Consider the following 17,782-nt stretch of genomic DNA (forward strand, 5'->3'; position numbering starts at 1 on the left):
GTCGACCACGAGGGCCCCGCCCGGCGGTCGCGGTGCCGCGCCGGCCACCCGGCCGGAAGGCCCGCTCCCCCGACCGGACCGGCCCGGGGCCCCGGGGTGTTCCGCATCTGCAGCAGACGCCACCGGGCCGTCCGCTCCGGACCACGGCACGTCGTCGCCCGGAGCGCCGGAGGCGGTCACCTTCACGCCCGCGACGGCTCCGTCCTGCGGGGGCAGCCGGAGCCCGCGCCCCGTCCCCCGCCCGTCGGCGCGGCCGTTCCCCACCTCAGCCGACGGCGACGCCCCCGCTGGCGCCGGGCTGTCCGCCCCGGCGGCCCTGCCGCCTGCCGGGAATGACGGCCGGGCCGTCACGGCCGCACCCCCACCGCGGGGCCGGGCGCGTTCGCGTCGTCCGGCGAGGGCCGGGTCGCGATGCCCGCCGGGAAGGCGACCCCCGCCGCACGCAGGAACGCGAGCCGCTGGTGGAAGGCGGCGCCCGTCATGATCTGCCGGGCGACGTCCGCGACCCGCCGGTGCTCGGGGGCCGCCAGGTACGTCCCGCGGACCCAGGCGTTGAAGCTGCCCATCGCCGGCCCGCACCAGATCTGGTAGTCGACGGCGCGGTCGGCCTCGCCGGTCTTGGCCCAGCGCGAGGCCATGCCCAGGTACCAGCGGAAGACCAGCGCGGCGCGCCGCTTGGGGTTGCCCTCGGCGCGGGCCAGCTGGTCGGGGTCGCGCCGCCGGAAGTACGCGAGGGTCTCGTCCCACACCGTGTCCAGCGGGCGCCGGAAGACCTGCTGCTCCACCTTCTGCCGCACCGCCGCCGGGATGGCCTCGATCCCGTCGTACGTCCGGTACAGCTCGTAGAGCTGCTTGGCCCGCATCGGGAAGAACGTGCCCCGCTTGAGCACCTGGAGCTCGACGCCCATCTCGAACATGTCGGCCGCCGGCGCCATCTCGAAGTCGGCGATGCCCGCCTGGGCCAGCATCTCCTTGACGCGGGGTGAGGTGTCGGCCTCCAGGCAGGACTGGTTGACCGATCCCGTCACCACGTAGTCGGCACCCATGGCGAAGGCGGCGGCCGCCGCCTCGGGCGTGCCAATGCCGCCGGCGGCGCCCACGCGGATGCGCTCGGCGTAGCCCTCCTCCTGCTGGACGGCGTCGCGCTGCCGGATGATGACGGGCAGCAGCGCGGGCAGCGGGCGGCGGTCGGTGTGGCCGCCGGAGTCGGCCTCGACGGTGATGTCGTCGGCGAGCGGGACGCGTTCGGCGAGCCGGGCCTGCTCCTGCGTGATCGCGCCCTCGGCGACGAGCGCCCGCACCATGGCCTCGGGGGCGGGCCGCATGAACAGCTCGGCGAGTTCGGGGCGGGAGATCTTGGCGATGACCCGGTTGCCCGCGGTGACGCCGTACGGTCCGCCGGCCCGCAACCCGGCCAGCCGGTAGCGGACGAGGTGCGGGGTGAGGGCGAGGAAGGCGGAGGCCTCCACGCAGGGCACGCCGTACTTCAGGAACAGGTCGACGGCGGTGCGCTCCAGGCGCTCCTCGCTCGGGCTGTGGATGAGGTTGCAGGCGTACGGGAGGCCGGGGATCTCGTCACGGAAGCGGACCAGGGCCTTCTCCACGGCCTCCGGGAGCAGGCCCGCCGCGCCGTACGAGCCGAGGAAGCCGGCCCGGGCCATGGCGACGACCATGCCGGCGGAGGCGATGCCGTTGGCCATGGCGCCGCTCATGTAGGCGTAGCGCAGGCCGTGGGCCTTCAGGAAGGCGGCGCTGCCCAGGCGTTCGGGACCGAGCGGGGGCGCGGCGGCGACGATCTCGTGCTCGCCGGCCGGGCCGAAAACGCCGCCGGTGGCGGCGCCCAGCCCGTAGGGACCGCGCAGGACGTAGACGGGTTCGTCGAGCCGCATCAGGGCTTCGTAGACCCCGGTGTCGCCGACAGCCGGCGCCTGGGGTCCGGTCCACCGCGGCCGGTGGAGGTCGGTGGTCATGCTGCGTCTCCTGTCGCTCGCCGCTTGCTCAGGTCTGGTCGTGGTGGATCTCGATGCCGATGTCGCCCAGCCGGTAGATCCGCAGGGTCGACTTCCAGACGCTCGCGTCGCCGAGCAGCAGGATCCGGCCCGGTTCGCGGCGCACCTCCTTGACGTGCACGTCGAACTCCATGTCCGGGTCGGTGCGGAGGATCTGGCCGCGGTAGCTCCAGGTCATCTCGGCGCCGGAGGCGAGCGCGAAGCGCGGGTTCACCAGCCCGTCGGTGAGCCCGGCCTCGACGGCGTACACCTGCAGGCCCTGCAGCAGCGCCTCCACGCCCAGCGATCCGGGCATCACCGGGTCGCGGTGGAAGTGGCAGCTGAAGTACCAGTCGTCGGGGCGGATAGAGCGGTGGCCGCGCAGGTAGCCCCGGCCGTGCTCGCCGCCGCCGGGCAGGACGTCGACCCATTCGACGAGGTCGAGGTGGCCGCCGGCCAGCCGGGTCGTGCCCCGGGTGGCCTGCGCGGCGCGGTGGGCGGCCAGCTCGACGCGGCGGACGCCGGCCGGGCGGGCGGGCTGCCGGTCGAGCCAGGGCAGGACGTGCTCGCCCTTGTCGAGGCCGACCTGGTTCTCCAGGGCCTTGGCGTTGAAGTAGCCGAACAGGGACTCGCCGCGGTAGAAGACCTCGCCGTCGGTGGAGAGTTCGTACGCGTAGTTCTGCAGGATCGAGCCGGGCATCCGGTCGCTGGACAGCAGCGTCGAACGGTGCCTGATGGTCTTGCCGCGCAGGTCGACGTCCTTGACGAGGGTGGCGCGGCCGTCCAGGTTGCGGATGCTGAACTGCTCGTCCGGGAAGGGCAGCGTGGCGCCCAGGTAGTAGCCGAGGAGGATGGCGGCCTGGAGGCTGGACTCCATGTGGACGCAGTTCGGCATGTACGGGTGCCCGTTGTGCGCGTAGTACCAGGCGTCCTCCGGCGCGTCGTACTCGGTGACCATGACGGCGCCCTTCTTCAGGACGCCGCGGGTGCCCTCCAGCGCCATGACGCGGTCGACGAAGAGGAAGTCGCCGTTGGGGATGTACGGCGCGCGGCTGTCGGCGTAGACCTCGAACTCGGGGCCCATCGCGACCGCCAGGTCCCCCTTGGCGGCGTGCGCCATGTGGAACTCGTTGAGCAGCGCGGGCTCGCCGCTCGCGGGGCTGAGCCGGCCGAGGAAGTGCGGCACCGTGCCGCCGGTCTCCGGGCGGTACGGGGTGCCGGGCTTCTCCACCAGGCGGATCCCGAGGCCGGTGACCCCGATCGACGGCTTGCCGTCGCGCAGCACGACCACGTCCGCGGTGATGGCGGGACGGGGCAGCAGCGTCAGCCCGGTGACGTCGATCCGGTACTCGATGCGTTCGGTGGCCGGGGTGATCTGGCCGCGGACCTTGACCTCCGTGGTCAGGCCCTGGACGGGCTGGAAGCGGGCGTCGGGGAAGCACAGGTGCAGGCCGAGGGACATCGCGTACACCTCCAGCAGCTGCACCGCGCCTTCGGCGACCAGCGAGCCGGCGAGCACCGGGTCGTCCGGGAAGTGGCAGGTGAAGTACCAGCCGTCCCGGACAAGGTGCTTGACGGCCTCGATCCGGCCGAGGCCGTGCGCGCCGCCCTTGCGGTCCAGCACGGTGACCTCGTCGGCCATGCGCAGCCGCTCGCCGGGCAGGCGCAGGGAGGTGTTGCAGCCCTCGGGCTGCCGGTGGCCCGGCCCGAAGACGTCCGCGATCCGTCCCTCGGCGAGCGCCGCCAGGTCGGCGGCGGTCAGTGCGGTGCGGGAGGTGGGCTGCACGGGCTTGAAGGAACTCGCCCCGGAGAAGGCGCCGTCGCCCTTGGGCGGCACGGCCCTGCCCTGGATGATGCCGAGCGAGTTCTCCAGCTCGTCGTCGGTGAAGAAGCCGGCGCAGGCGTTGTTCAGCTTCAGGATCAGCTCACCGTCGGCGTAGCAGTCGTAGTGGAAGAAGAACAGCGTCGTGTCGCCCTGCCGCACGAACTGGTCGATCCAGATGTCGTAGCGCAGCGTCTGGCCGACCCGCGGCAGGTCCCCCACGAAGCTGAGGCTGCTGTCGAGCAGGCGGTAGACGCGGTCGCCGCGGTTGGTGAAGTCGATGCCGAGGTAGCTGATCAGCAGCAGGTCGCACTGGCCCGCCTCGATGGTCACGGCCGGGGGCACCTGGCCGTCCACGGCGTACCAGGCGTCGAGCGGAACGTCGTACTCGGTGCGGATGAACGAGGGCTCGAACGCCCCCGGTTCGGCCTCCAGCGCGGTGACGCGGGTGGCGAAGTGGTACGGCGGGGCGGGCAGCCGGACACGGCGGCGGTGACCGTCGATCTCGGCGAAGCGCGGGCCGAAGACGTTCCCGATCTTCCCGGTGGCGAACTCCAGGAGGTCGTGCTCGTCCCAGATCACGCCCTCCGGCTTGGGCGCGCGTACGGCGGGGGTCGCGGGCTCGGGGACGGGGACGGTCGCGGGGGTGGCGGCGGACAGCAGGGCCGCCAGCTGGTCGCGCAGGGCCCGCTGGGCGTCCAGCACCTCCCGGTGGGCCTCCAGCATCTCGCTGCGCAGCCCGCGCACGAGCGCGGCGGTGCTCTCCTGCCGGGGCGGCTGTACGGGCAGCGGCGCCCCGAAGATGGCCGGGCCCGGCGGCTCCTGCGGCTCCACGACCGGCACCGGCGGGGCGGCCGCGATGACGGTGGCGGTCACGGCGGCGGCCGGGATCATCGTGATCGGCTCCCGCTCCAGCACGAGCGCTGGTGCGGGCGGCTGTGCGGCGGGGCTGATCGACATCGCGGTGTCCCATTCCGTGGCGGATTCGGCACCCACGGCGTTCGCCGGGGCGGGGATGACGTTCCCGGCACGCACGCCGGGCTCGGACCTTCGAGCCGCCGGACCCGTCGCGCAGGAAAGCGGCGACCCGGCAGGAGTGGCCGTCCGGGACGCGTGGACGCCGGCGGCGGACCCCCCGCCCACGGGGTGCCCCGGGGCGGGGATGACGTTCCCTGCACGCCTACCGGGCCCGGCGGCCCCCGCGCCGGACGCCGGCTCCTGCGACGCCGCACCTCCCGCACCCGCCCCGAGCCCGCGCTCCGCGACAGCGGCGGCCGACACGTGCGGCCGCGCAACACCCGCACCGGGAAGGGGCGGGCGGGTGGCAGGCCCTACGACGGACCCGCGCTCCCCCGCGACGGACACCGGCGGATCGGCAGAAACCGCCATCCCGGACTCGCCGCCCGCAACGTCCGGGACGGACTGACCGCCTTCCGGCACCTGAGCACCGGGAAGGGGCGGGCGGATGGGAGACCCCACGACGGACCCGCGGCCCGCGACGCCGCGCATCACCAGCCCGGCCCCCGCACCCGCAGCCGCAGCCGCAACCACCGCGCCCCGCGCGGGCCGCAGCCCCGCCACCACCGGTCCCGCGCCCGCGGCCACCAGCGGCGCGACCGGCGCGCCGCCCACCGTGAAGGTGCGCAGGCCGATCGGGCGCCGGGCGGCGGACGCGGAGACGGACGCCGGGACCGCGAACGCGCCGAGGTCGACCGGGACGCCGTGGGAGGCCAGTCGGGCCACGAGGCGGGCGATGTCGCCGGCGCCGCGTGCCCCGCGCCGGTCGACGGAGACCGCCACGTGCGGCTCGTCGCCGAGCGTCTCGTGGATCCAGCGGGCGCACGTGCTGCTCGGCCCGACCTCGATGAAGCAGCGGAACCCGTCCGCGTACGCCCGCCGCACCAGCCGCGGGAAGTCGACCGTCTCCCGCAGCGTGACGGCGATGTTCGCGGCGACGGCGTCCGGGTCGAGGCCGGTCACGGGCGCGTAGTGCCGGCTGCTGTAGAGCGTCAGGCCGCCGACGTCGCCGGTCGGGTACCGGTTGAGGTCGGCGAGTTCGCCGAGGACGCCGTCGACGACCGGGCAGTGCATGACGTGGTTGGCCGGCGAGCGGGCGCTGCGGCAGTCCAGTGCGGCGATGAGCTCGGCGCACTGGCCGGGGTCGCCGGCGACCACGACCTCCTGCGGGGTGTTGACGTGGGTGACGAAGACCCGGTCGAAGCGCTCGACGGCCGCCCGTACGTCGTCGGCCGGGGCGAGCAGCACATGTGTGGCCCACACCTGCGCGTCCGGGACGTCGTCGCCGAGTCCCCACAGCTCGCGCACCGTGCGCTTGGGTCCGCGCAGCATGTCGTCGAAGAGCGGCGAGGCGCTGATCTTCGCGTCGCCGCGGGCGCTCTTGATCCAGCCGCCGGTGGCGAAGAGCATGCTGCTCTCGCCGAGGCTGTAGCCGAACGCGCCCTGCACGGGCACGCCCAGGACCTCCCGCACCAGGTCCGTCGACAGCAGCGCGTAGCTGGTGCCGGCGGCCAGCATCAGGGGGATGTCCTCGACGAGTTCGCCCTCCCGGCGCATCAGTTCGCGCCGTCCGAGGAGCTCACGGGAGCGCGGGTAGAGGGCGGCGCTGCGCAGGAGCTCCGCGGGGAGCTCGGCCTGCGCCTCGAAGCGGGGCAGCAGCCCGGGGAAGGCGCGGAAGAGGGAACGGCCCAGGCCCAGGTAGGAGTTGAAGGCGCCGGGGAAGACCAGGGCCACCTTGGCACTGCCGCCGGCGCCGATCGGCCGGGAGGTGAAGTGGCTGCCGGAGGGCGAGGTCCACTCCCCGCCCGACCGCCACACCTGCGGCAGGTCCTTGACGGCCTGGTCGATCTGCCGGGCGAGCCCGGCGGTGTCGTCGGCGACGAGGACGGCCTTGAGCCGGGCGGGGCGGTCCTCGGCGAGGGCCGCCCAGTCCCCGTCGAGCGCCGCCCGCAGCTCGCCGAGCCGTCGCAGCAGCCCCTCGATGTCGTCGGCGCCGACGGGCACGACGAGGCCGCCGCCGGAGCGGGCCCAGTCGGTCTCGGCGACCTCGCCGCGCACCCTGGCACCGGCCAGGACGACGTGGCCGTGGCTGCCCGCCGTGCCGGTGACGCTCACCGACGCCGCGCGCCGTCCGTCGCGCCGGGCCCGCAGCCAGGGGCGGGAGTCGGCGGGGAGGAAGAAGGAGGAGCCGTCCGGAGGGACGGCTCCGCCGCCCGGGGCGACCGGGAAGTAGGCGTGGTGCAGGCACAGCGCGGCCCGGATGACGGAGGCGAGCGCGGAGGCGCGGCCGGTGTCGCCGACGCAGGCGTGGACTCCGGACAGCGCGGTGCGCAGTTCGCCGCCGGCCCGGTCACGGGTCCAGACCCAGGCCAGGCCCTCGCGTTCGGCGGCGGTCGCGGCGCCCGCCTCTACGAGTTCGACGTCGGCCGGGGTGAGCCCGGCGGCGGCCAGCGCTTCCTCGGCGGCGCAGGCGACCAGTTCGGGGCGGGCCCCGGGGGTCACGTCCCCGCAGTGGTGGACGGCGACGGCCTCCACCGTGGCGTACACGGTCCGTCCCGGCGGCACCGACGCGGGCCGGGTGACGACGACGGCCCCGGCACCCTCGCCGAGGACACGCAGCCCGTCCCGGACCGAGCCGGGCTCCAGCAGTTCGCGGGCGAGCGTGTTCTCGGGCCCGGCCGCGAGGTCGACGGCGCCGACGAGGACGGCCTCGACGGTCGGGTCGAGCAACAGCAACCGGGCGACGTCGAGGGCGTCGACGCCCACCGAACTGTCGGAGGAGAGGGTGAAGGAGGGGCCGGTCAGGTTCCACAGCGAGGAGACCCGGCTGGCCATGATGTTGCCGATGTAACTGAGCACCTCGTTGGGCTCGATGGAGTCGTGGACGCCGTTGCGCGCGGCCCGGGTGAGCTCGGCCAGTTGCCCGGGGGTGGGCTCCACGCCGGCCTGCGCGCACCAGTCGGCGAGCTTGCGGCCCAGTTCGTAGCGGGAGCCGTGGCCGTGCGCGCTCGGTTCCATCTCCATGCCGACGACGACGGCGACCCGGCGCGGCCCGGCGTCCCCGCCGGTGCCGGGGCGCGGCCGCTCGTACCCGGCGTCGCGCAGCGCCTCCTCGGCGACGCGCATCATCAGCAGGTGCTGCTGGTTGAAGTGGTCGAGGTCCTTGGGCGGGATCTTGTACGAGGTCGCGTCGACCTCGAACTCCTCGACGTACGCGGCCCTCGGCGCGTGCTCGCCGGCGAGCCCGGCCCGGGCCAGGGGGCCGCCCTCGACGTCCTCGAAGCCGCGCCACCGCTGTCGGGGCAGCGCGCGCACGGCGTCCAGGCCCTCGTACCCGGCACGCTCGAAGGCGTCCAGCGTGGTGAACGAGCCGAAGTGCGCGCCCATGCCGATGACGGCCAGCGGCGGCACCGGCGTCGCCGCGGAAGCGGGCTCCGGAACGCGGTCGGGCGCGGGGTCGGGGTCGGGGTCGGGGGCCGAGAGGACGACGTGCGCGTTCGTACCGCCGAAGCCGAAGGCCGAGACGCCGGCCCGGCGGGGACCGCCGCCCGCGGGCTCGGGCCAGGCCACCGCCTCACGGACGACCCGGTCGGCGACGGTCCCCGGCAGGGGCTGCCCGACGCCGATGGTGGGCGGGATCATGCCGTGCGACAGGCTGAGGACGACCTTGATGAGGCTGGTCATGCCGGCCACGGTCAGCAGGTGGCCGATGTTGGACTTGACCGACCCCAGCAGCGGTCCGCGGCCGAAGAACGCCTCGACCCCGCCGAGTTCGGTGCTGTCGCCGAGCGGCGTCCCGGTGGCGTGGCACTCCAGGTACTGGACGGCCGAGGGGTCCACGCCCGCCTCGCGGTAGGCGAGTTCGTACGCGGCGAGCTGCCCGGCGGCGTTCGGCACCAGCATGTGCTTGCCGGGGCCGTCGTTGGTGAGGGCGAGCGCGTCGACGACCGCGTACACCCGGTCGCCGTCGCGCCGGGCGTCGGCCAGGCGCTTCACGGCGACCATGGCGGCGCCCTGGCCGGTGACGATGCCCCGGGAGCGGGCGTCGAAGGGCTGGCTGAAGCCGTCCGGCGGATAGGCCCGCAGGTCGGAGAAGGACAGGTGGATGACGGTCGGGTCGGGGGCGCAGACCCCGCCCGCCAGCATCAGGTCGGCGCGGCCCGTCTCCAGGTGGGCGCAGGCCAGCTTCAGCGCGTACAGCGCTGAGGAGCAGGCGGCGTCCAGGGTGAAGCGGGGCCCGTCGAGGCCGAGCGCCGCGGCCACCACCTGGGCGGGCATCCCGCCCGCCCACAGGTTGTGGGCGGCGGCGGTGCCCGCCGGGCCGGCGGCCCCGGCGGGGTCGCCGCCGGGTGCCGCCGCCGGGAGACCGGCGTCCGCCAGTCCCCGGGCCACCGCCGAGTCCCACAACTCTCCGGCGACCCTGCCGGAGGCCGGGGTGGGGAACGGGTAGTTCCCGAACACCACCCCGGTCCTCCGTCCGCTCCGGCCGGCCGCGGCGCCGGGGGGAGAGCCCGCGTCGGCCAGAGCGTCCCCGGCCACCCGGAGCGCCCAGTGGAACGAGCGGTCCAGGCCGGCCAGGTAGTCGGACGGGAGCAGGTATCCGCTCGGGTCGAAGGCCGTCGCGTCCTCCTCCGTGAGGAACCCGCCCCGGGTGCAGTAGATGCGGTGCCGGTCGTCGGGGTCGGTCTCGCGGACCCGTGGGTCCTGCCCGAAGATCCGGCTGTCCCCGTCGGTGCGCGAGTCCACGCCGCCGGTCAGGTTCCGCCAGTAGTCGTCGGGTGTCCCTGCCCCGGGGAAGAGGCAGGCCAGGCCGACGATCGCGTACGTGCCCATGGTGGGTCAGCCTCCGAGTGTCCGAGTCGGTCCGGTCGGGTCGGCGGTCGTCAGACCGGGACGGCGGCGGTCGCGCCGGACCGCCCGCAGGGCCCGAACTTGCCCTCCAGTTCCGGGTCCTCGACCAACGCCACCCCGTCGAGCACCTGCAGGACCCGGCCCTCGCGGTCGAGCGCGGTGATCGAGCAGGTCACCCCGGTCGTGGCCGGCCGGACGTCCTCCACCGCGATCAGGAAGTCCTCGTCGGCGGGCAGGGGGGCGAAGAGCCGGATCCGGGAGACCTCCATCGGCAGGCTGGCCCGGCCGCGGAACAGCCGGACCCACACCAGCCCGGCCTGCAGCAGCAGGTCGGCCAGGACGGGGCTGTGCCGCAGGCCGTGGTAGGCGCCGTGCGCCGGGACGGGGTCGCCGAGACGGGCGCCGAGCAGCAGCCGGTGCTCGTCCGAGGCGAGGATCCGGCGCAGCCCGCGCAGCGACGGGCCGTGGAAGAGCGTGCCGTCGCGGTAGAGGTAGCCGGCGTCGGTGCCGCTCGCCGCGCGGGCCGCCTCGGCGAGGTCCGCGCGGTCCGCGGGACGCGGGCCGGGTCCGTCCGTGCCGACGGTGCCGCCGTACGCCGGGCGGCTGCGCCCGGCGGTGTCGACGGCGGAGGCCAGCACGTCCAGGGTGCCGGGGCCGGCGTTCCGGCCGGGCTCCACGAACAGCCGCAGCCGCTCGGGGACCTCGCCCTCGGCACCGTCCAGGACGACCCCCTTGAAGACCTTGAACCCGCTCACCTCGGTGACCGTCCCATCGGTCGCCGTCTCGACGGCGTTGAGCAGGGCGCCCACGGCGGCGGTGGCGGGCAGCACCCGCCTGCCGCCGATCGCGTGGTCGGCCAGCACCGTCTCGGCGGCCAGCCGGTCGAGCCCACGGTCCACCAGCAGCGACACCGGCGCGCCGGACCCGGTGGCGGGCGGCGCCGACAGCGGCCTCAGCGGGCCCGCCACGATGACCGTGTCGTGGCCGCGCTCCGCCGTGAACTGCTCGGCGAAGATGCCCGCCCCGGTCGCGACCGGGACCAGCTCCACCCCGCGCGAGGCGAACATCCGGCGCAGGTCGTCGGTGACCATCCCGCCGTCCCAGGCACCCCAGTTGACCGAGGTCACCCGGGCCGACGGCAGTTCCCGCTTGAGCCGTACGGCGAGCCGGTTCAGCGCCTCGTTGGCCACGGCGTAGTCGGACTGGCCGCGGTTGCCGAAGAACCCGGCGACCGAGGAGAAGAACACCAGGTGCCGCAGGGCGGCGGTGCCGCGCAGCGCGTCCAGGACGTTGCCCAAGCCGACGATCTTTGTGCCGAGGACGCGGTGGACCTCCTCCGCCGTCTTGTCCACGATCAGCCGGTCGGCCAGCACCCCCGCGCCGTGCACGACCCCGGTGACCCGGGGCGCGTACGGGGCCAGGGCGGTCCTCACCGCGGCGGCGTCGGTGATGTCGACGGCGACGTACTGCACGCTCCCGCCGTACGCCCTCAGCCGACGCAGGTTCTCCGAGATCTCCCGGCTGCCCGTCAGCTCCCGGTAGACCGCCTCCACCCCGCGCGGGGTCGGCTTCTCGCCGCCGGCGGCGATCCGCCGGGCGATCGCGCCCTTCAGCGCGGTGCCCTCCAGCCCGGCGGCCCACTCGGGCTCCGGGGCGGCCTCGCTGCGGCCGAGCAGCAGCAGCCCCGCCGGGCGGGCCGCCACCAGCGCCCGCAGGCAGTCCGCCGTGATGCCGCGCGCTCCGCCGGTCACCACGAGCAGGTCGTCCGCGCCGATCTCCGGCACGGCCACCGCGGGCCCGGCCGGTGCCTGCGCCGACGGCACGACGGTGCGACGGCCCTGCGCGTCGTGCCCGACGTCGGCGAGGTCGCCGGCCAGGTCCTTGATCTCACCCAGGAAGCGGGCCGCGATCGTGTGGTCGTCCAGGCCGGGCGCGAAGTCCACGGTGCGGGTGAACAGTTCCGGCGCCTCGATGGCGAGGGTCTTCACCAGTCCGCTCACACCGCCCAGCAGCGCCGGGCCGGACGCACCACCGCGGTAGCCGTTCGCCCCGTCCAGCTGCGTGACCGCCACGAACGCCGCGCGCGTGCCCCCGGCCGCCGCGGCCTTCAGCGCGGGCTGCGTCTGCCGGGCCACGAGCACGGTGTGCGCCAGCCGCCGCGCGGCATCGGCCCACTCTTCCCCGGCCGCGGCCGCCACCTGGACGACGAGGTCGAGCCTGCCCGCCGTCACGACGCGGGCCAGTTCGTCGGCCTCCCACGTCCGCAGCGACCGTACGGCGTCCGCCTCGGCCGCGGTCGCCACCCCGTCGGGCAGCCCCACGACCTCCACCCGCCAGCCGTCCGCGCGCAGCGCGGCCACCACCGGCCGGGTCAGCGTCGACCCGTCGTCCACCACGAGCGCGGTCCGCTGCTCGGCGTACGCCCCCACGACCGAGTACGGCGCGGGCAGTTCGCGTAATGAAGCGAACGTCCGCCCGATCCCGGGCGCGGCCGGGTACGTCACCGTCAACGGCGCCTCCGCACGGGTCGCGGGGACGGGCGCGGGCCCGGAGGTGGGAGCGGAGGCACCGGCGAGGAATCCGGCGATGTCGTCCAACGTCTGCAGCTCACCCAGCCGCTCCGGATCGATGTCCCCCGACACCGGGAAACGCTCCTGCAGCGCCCCCATGATCTGCACCCGCTTGATCGAGTCGATCCCCAGATCGGCTTCCAGATCCATCCCCGGCTCCAGCATCTCCGCCGGATAACCCGTCTTCTCCGCCACCACCTCAAGCAACGCCACCAACACCGCAGTATCGGCAACAGCGGGAGCAGCCTCAGAGGCAGGGGCAGGGGCAGGGGCAGGGGCAGGGGCAGGGGCAGGCGCTTCTACGGGTGCCGGCGTGGCCACGCCACCGAGGAACCCGGCGATGTCGTCCAACGTCCGCAGCTCACCCAGCCGCTCCGGATCGATGTCCCCCGACACCGGGAAACGCTCCTGCAGCGCCCCCATGATCTGCACCCGCTTGATCGAGTCGATCCCCAGATCGGCTTCCAGATCCATCCCCGGCTCCAGCATCTCCGCCGGATAACCCGTCTTCTCCGCCACCACCTCAAGCAACGCCTCCAACACCGCAGTGTCGGCAGCAACAGGAGCAGGGGCTTCCACGGGTGCCGGCGCAGCGACACCACCGAGGAACCCGGCGATGTCGTCCAACGTCCGCAGCTCACCCAACCGCTCCGGATCGATGTCCCCCGACACCGGGAAACGCTCCTGCAGCGCCCCCATGATCTGCACCCGCTTGATCGAGTCGATCCCCAGATCGGCTTCCAGATCCATCCCCGGCTCCAGCATCTCCGCCGGATAACCCGTCTTCTCCGCCACCACCTCAAGCAACGCCACCAACACCGCAGTGTCAGCAACAGCGGGAGCAGCCTCAAAGGCAGGGGCAGGGGCAGGGGCTTCCACGGGTGCCGGCGCAGCGACACCACCGAGGAACCCGGCGATGTCGTCCAACGTCCGCAGCTCACCCAGCCGCTCCGGATCGATGTCCCCCGACACCGGGAAACGCTCCTGCAGCGCCCCCATGATCTGCACCCGCTTGATCGAGTCAATGCCCAGATCGGCTTCCAGATCCATCCCCGGCTCCAGCATCTCCGCCGGATAACCCGTCTTCTCCGCCACCACCTCAAGCAACGCCACCAACACCGCAGTATCGGCAACAGCGGGAGCAGGCGCGGGCGCAACGGTCTCCACAGGGGTGACCTCGGGCACGGTCTGGGGCGCGGGCGCGGCGTCGCCGCGGAGGGTGTCGATCAGCAGGCGCGTCGCGCGCTCGTGGGCGGTGGTGATGGAGCTGCCGTGCTGCTCGATGAGCCGCAGTGCGGCGTCCGTGTCGGGGTGGCCGCCCGCGCGGACGGTCCGTTCCAGGGACGTGATCGCCTCGCGGACGGTCGCGACGTGGGCGTCCAGGATCTCGGCCTGGAGCCCCAGGCCCTCACGGACGACGTCGCCCAGCGCGTCGGACGGCGTCGCCTCCGGAGCCGCGGCGGGCTCCGCCCTGCGCGGCGCGACGGTGACACCCGGCTCCGACAGGGCCTTCGCGTACGCCTCGCGCCGTGCGTCGGAGACGTAGTTGACGCCGCGCAGCGGGATCGTGAGCCCCTTGCGGACGGGTGCGTCCGGGAGCGGCTCGGCGTGGTCGTCGATGCCGGTGACCGGGAGGCCGAGGACGGCCAGTTCGACGGCGGCCCGCTTCAGCGAGATCTCGCCGTCCTTGCTGGGCCCGCCGTCGACCGCGACGCAGACCACGTCGCCGCGCCCGTCGAGGATGCGGTCGATGAGGTCGGACAGCACGCGTTTGGGCCCGAACTCGACGAAGACGCGGTAGCCGTCGGCGTACATCTCCTCGATGCGGGTCTGGAACGCGACGGGCTGCAGCAACTGCTCGACGAGCGTGTCGCGGTTGGCGTCGGCGTCCGTGCCGTACGCGGCGCCCGGGGTGTTGGCGTAGACGGGGATGCTCGGCGCCCCGAGGCCGACGCGGTCGACGGCCTCGCGGAAGGCCTCGGCGGCGTGGGCGACGAAGCGGGTGTGGAAGGCGGCGGAGACCGGGAGCCGCTTGGCGGGGATCTTGCGGGCGGCGACATCGGCGACGAGGCGGTCGATCTCGGCGGTGGGGCCGCCGACGACGACCTGGCCGGGAGCGTTGATGTTGCAGATGGCGACACTGCGGTAGGTGGCGACGAGCCCCTGCACCTCACCGAGTTCGGCGCGTATCGCGGCCATGGCGCCCGGGTCGAAGTCGGCGGCGGCCGCGCGTGGCGGGGCCATGGCCAGGCCGCGGGCGCGGGCCAATTCGGCGAAGCCGTCGTCGTCGAGGGCGCCGGCCGCCCACAGGGCGGTGAGCTCGCCGAAGGAGTGGCCGACGGCCCCGTCGGGGGCGAATCCGAGCTCGCGGAACCAGGCGAACTGCCCGGCCGACAGGGCGCCGATGGCGGGCTGCGCGAAGTCGGTGCGGCGCAGCGCCTCCTCCTGGGCCGCACGCGTGGCGTCGTCGAAGGCGGGCGGCGGGAAGACGACCCGGCCGAGGGTCTGCGGGCCGGTGCTGATGCGGTTGGCCCTGTCGTACGCGGCGAGGACGGGCGGCAGGGCGAGGGCGGCCCGGCGGCCCATGCCGACGTACTGGCTGCCCTGCCCGGCGAAGACGGCGGCCGTCTTCGTCCCGGACGGGAGCCCGGCGCGGCGGTAGGTGATGCCCTTGGGGTGCTGCCAGGAGGACGCCTCGGGCTTGGCGCGCAGCAGCTCCACGGCCGCGGCCCGCAGTTCCTCGAACTGGGCGTCGTCGCGGGCGACGATGCCGAGCCGCGCGTCGCCCGTGGGCACCCGGCCGGCCGGGTCGGGGGCGGCGCCCTGCTCCAGGCGGCGGGCGAGCGCCTCGGGGTCGGCGGCGTGCCACAGGCCGGTGCGGGCCACCGGGCCGAGCACCGTGCGGGCCGCGGCGGGGTCGTGCTCCTCCAGCACCATGTGGAAGTTGGTGCCGCCGAAGCCGAAGGAGGAGACCGCGGCGCGCCGCTTGTCGCGTGAGGGGTCCAGGACCCAGGGGCGTGCCTGGGGGCTGACGTAGAAGGGGGTGCGCACGGGGTCGACGGCATCGCTGGGCCGGTCGACGTTGATGGTGGGCGGCAGCACCTTCTGGTGCAGGGAGAGCGCCAGCTTGATGAGGCCCGCCGCGCCCGCGGCGGCCTTGGTGTGCCCGATCTGGGACTTGACGCTGCCGATGGCGGCGTAGCCGAGCTGACCGGAGCCGGGCTGCTCCGTGACGAACGACCCGAGGGCGGACAGCTCGGTGTGGTCGCCCACCGCCGTGCCGGTGCCGTGGGCCTCGAAGAGCTCCACGGAGCCGGCGGGCACGGCCGCGTCCTCGTAGGCGCGCCGCAGCGCGAGCTGCTGGCCCTCGGCGCGCGGGGCGTAGATGGACTTGAAGCGGCCGTCGCTGGAGGTGCCGATGCCGCGCAGCACGGCGTAGACCCGGTCGCCGTCGCGCTCGGCGTCGGCGAGCCGCTTGAGGGCGAGCATGCCGATGCCCTCGCCGATCAGCGTGCCGTCGGCGGACTCGTCGAACGGCTTGATGACCTGGCTCTTGGAGAATGCCGGGGTCTTGCTGAAGCACATGTACATGAGGATCGTGTTCTCGGCGTCGCAGCCGCCGGTGATCATCAGGTCGGCGCGGCCCTCGATCAGCTCGCTGACGGCGAGCTTGACGGCGGCCAGCGAGCTGGCGCAGGCGGCGTCGACGGTGCAGTTGGTGCCGCCGAGGTCGAAGCGGTTGGCGATGCGCCCGGCGACGACGTTGCCGAGCATGCCGGGGAAGGAGTTCTCCTCCCACGGGACGTACGCCTTCTTGAAGCGGCGGGCGATCTCCTCGGCGTCGGCCTCGCTCAGTCCGACGCTGCGCACGACCTCCTTCAGCACGGGCGTCTGCAGGCGCGCGGAGAGCGGCTGGGTGAGGGAGTTGGCGCCGGTGACGCCGAGGATGACGCCGGTCCGGCTCGCGTCGTACCAGTCCGCGCCGTCCGTGCCCGCGTCGCGCAGCACGTCGCGCGCGACGGTCAGCGACAGCAGCTGCAGGATGTCGGTGACCTCCAGGGTGTTCGGGGGCAGGCCGAACTCCATGGGGTTGAAGGCGACCTCCGGCAGGAAACCGCCGCGCCGGGCGTAGGTCTTGTCCTCGGCGGCGGGGTCCGGGTCGTAGTGGTCGTCCACGTTCCAGTGGCTCGCGGGGACGTCCTCGATGCAGTCGCGGGCGTCCACGATGTTGTGCCAGAACTCGCGCAGGTCGCGCGACTTGGGGAACAGGCCGGCCAACCCGACGATGGCGATCGGTGTCTCGGCCAGACGTGAGTGATGCACGACGGTCCTCTCGGTCATGGGCGCCGGGTGGCGGGGGCGCGGATCCACGAGTGCTCAGGCGACGGCCGGGTCGGCCAGCAGTCCGGCGAGCACGGCGACGGCGGTGGGTTCCCCGAGCATCGTGTAGTGGTCGCCGGGGACGCCCAGCTGCCGCACGGGGCGGGTGCTGAGCCGGCTCCAGCCGAGGTCACCGCGGTCCGGGAGCAGGGAGCGCTCCGGCTTGACGAGGGTGACCGTGCGGTCGAGCGGAGCGGGTTCGTACGGTGCGGTGCAGCGGTTGTTGCGCAGCAGCCCACCGTGGTACGCGGCGTAGAGCTTGCGCAGCCCGGCCAGTTCGGTGCCTGGGGGCAGTACGCCCTGGGCGGTGGCCGCGGCAAGCAGCGCGGGCAGGCCCTCGTCGGTGTCGGCGACCGGCGGGACGCGCAGGACGACCGGGCGGCCGCGCTTGGCGCCGAGGTACATGGCGAACCAGTCGAGGAGCATCGCGGGGTCCAGCAGTTCGTCGGCGCGCTTGAAGGCGGGGACGGGGGCGATGCTGTCGAGCAGGACGAGTTCCTCCAGCCGGGCGCCCTGTCCCGCGGCGTCGAGCCGGGCGGCGATCTCGAACCCGACGACGCCGCCGAAGGACCAGCCGACCAGGGAGAACGCCGCGTCCGCGGGCGCGGAGGCGGTGAGTTCGGACAGGCAGCGCTCCGCCAGGCCGGCGATGGAGACCGTGTCCGCGGCCGCGTCCGGGTCGAGGGCGGCGGCGAAGAACTCCGGGATGGTGCCGAGGTCGAGCAGCCACAGCGCGGTGTCCGCGGGCAGCCGGTCGGCGAGCGGCTGCCACGCCGTGGGCGCCAGTGCACCCGGGTGGACGGCGTAGAGCCGGCGGGCCGCCCCGCCGGCCGGTTCGCGCAGCGGCGTGAGGACCGGGCGGGGGGCGGTACGGTCAGGCCGCTGCGACATGGCGGGCGTTCTCCTCGGCGATGTGCTCCGACAGCGCGGCGATGGTGGGGTGGTACCAGAGCGCGGTCGCCTCCAGCTCGAAGCCGAGCCACTTCTCCAGCTCGCCGGCGAGGATCAGCGCCTCGGTGGAGTCGAGGTCGAACTCGTCGAAGTAGCGGTCGACGTCGATCTGGGCCGGCTCGACCTCCAGCCGGACCGCGAGCTTCTCGACCAGCCAGGCCTGCGCTTCCTCGGCGGTGACACGCTGCATGGGGATTCCCTCA

General features: G+C 74.4%; 5 protein-coding genes. All 5 read right to left on the minus strand.

Annotated elements, in window-relative coordinates; translation table 11 throughout:
- Window positions 1-347: 347 nt before the first annotated feature.
- From ABZ312_RS03600 to ABZ312_RS03620, 5 genes are read right to left on the minus strand one after another with little or no spacing between them, the layout of a single operon-like run.
- Window positions 348-1,970 carry a PfaD family polyunsaturated fatty acid/polyketide biosynthesis protein gene (locus ABZ312_RS03600; RefSeq protein WP_500436354.1) on the minus strand — a complete coding sequence of 541 codons (1,623 nt, stop codon included), beginning with the start codon at window positions 1,968-1,970 and terminating at the stop codon, window positions 348-350.
- A 28-nt stretch (window positions 1,971-1,998) separates the two neighbouring features.
- Window positions 1,999-9,660: a beta-ketoacyl synthase N-terminal-like domain-containing protein gene (locus ABZ312_RS03605; protein ID WP_500436356.1), complete on the minus strand. Its 7,662-nt coding sequence runs from the start codon at window positions 9,658-9,660 to the stop codon at window positions 1,999-2,001.
- A gap of 50 nt (window positions 9,661-9,710) precedes the next feature.
- A complete protein-coding gene (locus ABZ312_RS03610) occupies window positions 9,711-16,589 on the minus strand; it encodes an SDR family NAD(P)-dependent oxidoreductase (protein ID WP_500436358.1) in 6,879 nt (2,292 codons plus the stop codon).
- Window positions 16,590-16,625: 36 nt separating this feature from the next.
- Window positions 16,626-17,519 (minus strand): thioesterase domain-containing protein, encoded by an 894-nt coding sequence (locus tag ABZ312_RS03615; RefSeq protein WP_500325492.1) that lies wholly within the window; start codon window positions 17,517-17,519, stop codon window positions 16,626-16,628.
- Window positions 17,503-17,769 (minus strand): acyl carrier protein, encoded by a 267-nt coding sequence (locus tag ABZ312_RS03620; protein WP_499513958.1) that lies wholly within the window; start codon window positions 17,767-17,769, stop codon window positions 17,503-17,505. The genes ABZ312_RS03615 and ABZ312_RS03620 overlap by 17 nt, the downstream gene beginning before the upstream one ends.
- Window positions 17,770-17,782 lie beyond the last annotated feature (13 nt).

Origin of the sequence: Streptomyces sp. NPDC006207, from assembly GCF_040613835.1 — a bacterium.
GTDB lineage: Bacteria > Actinomycetota > Actinomycetes > Streptomycetales > Streptomycetaceae > Actinacidiphila.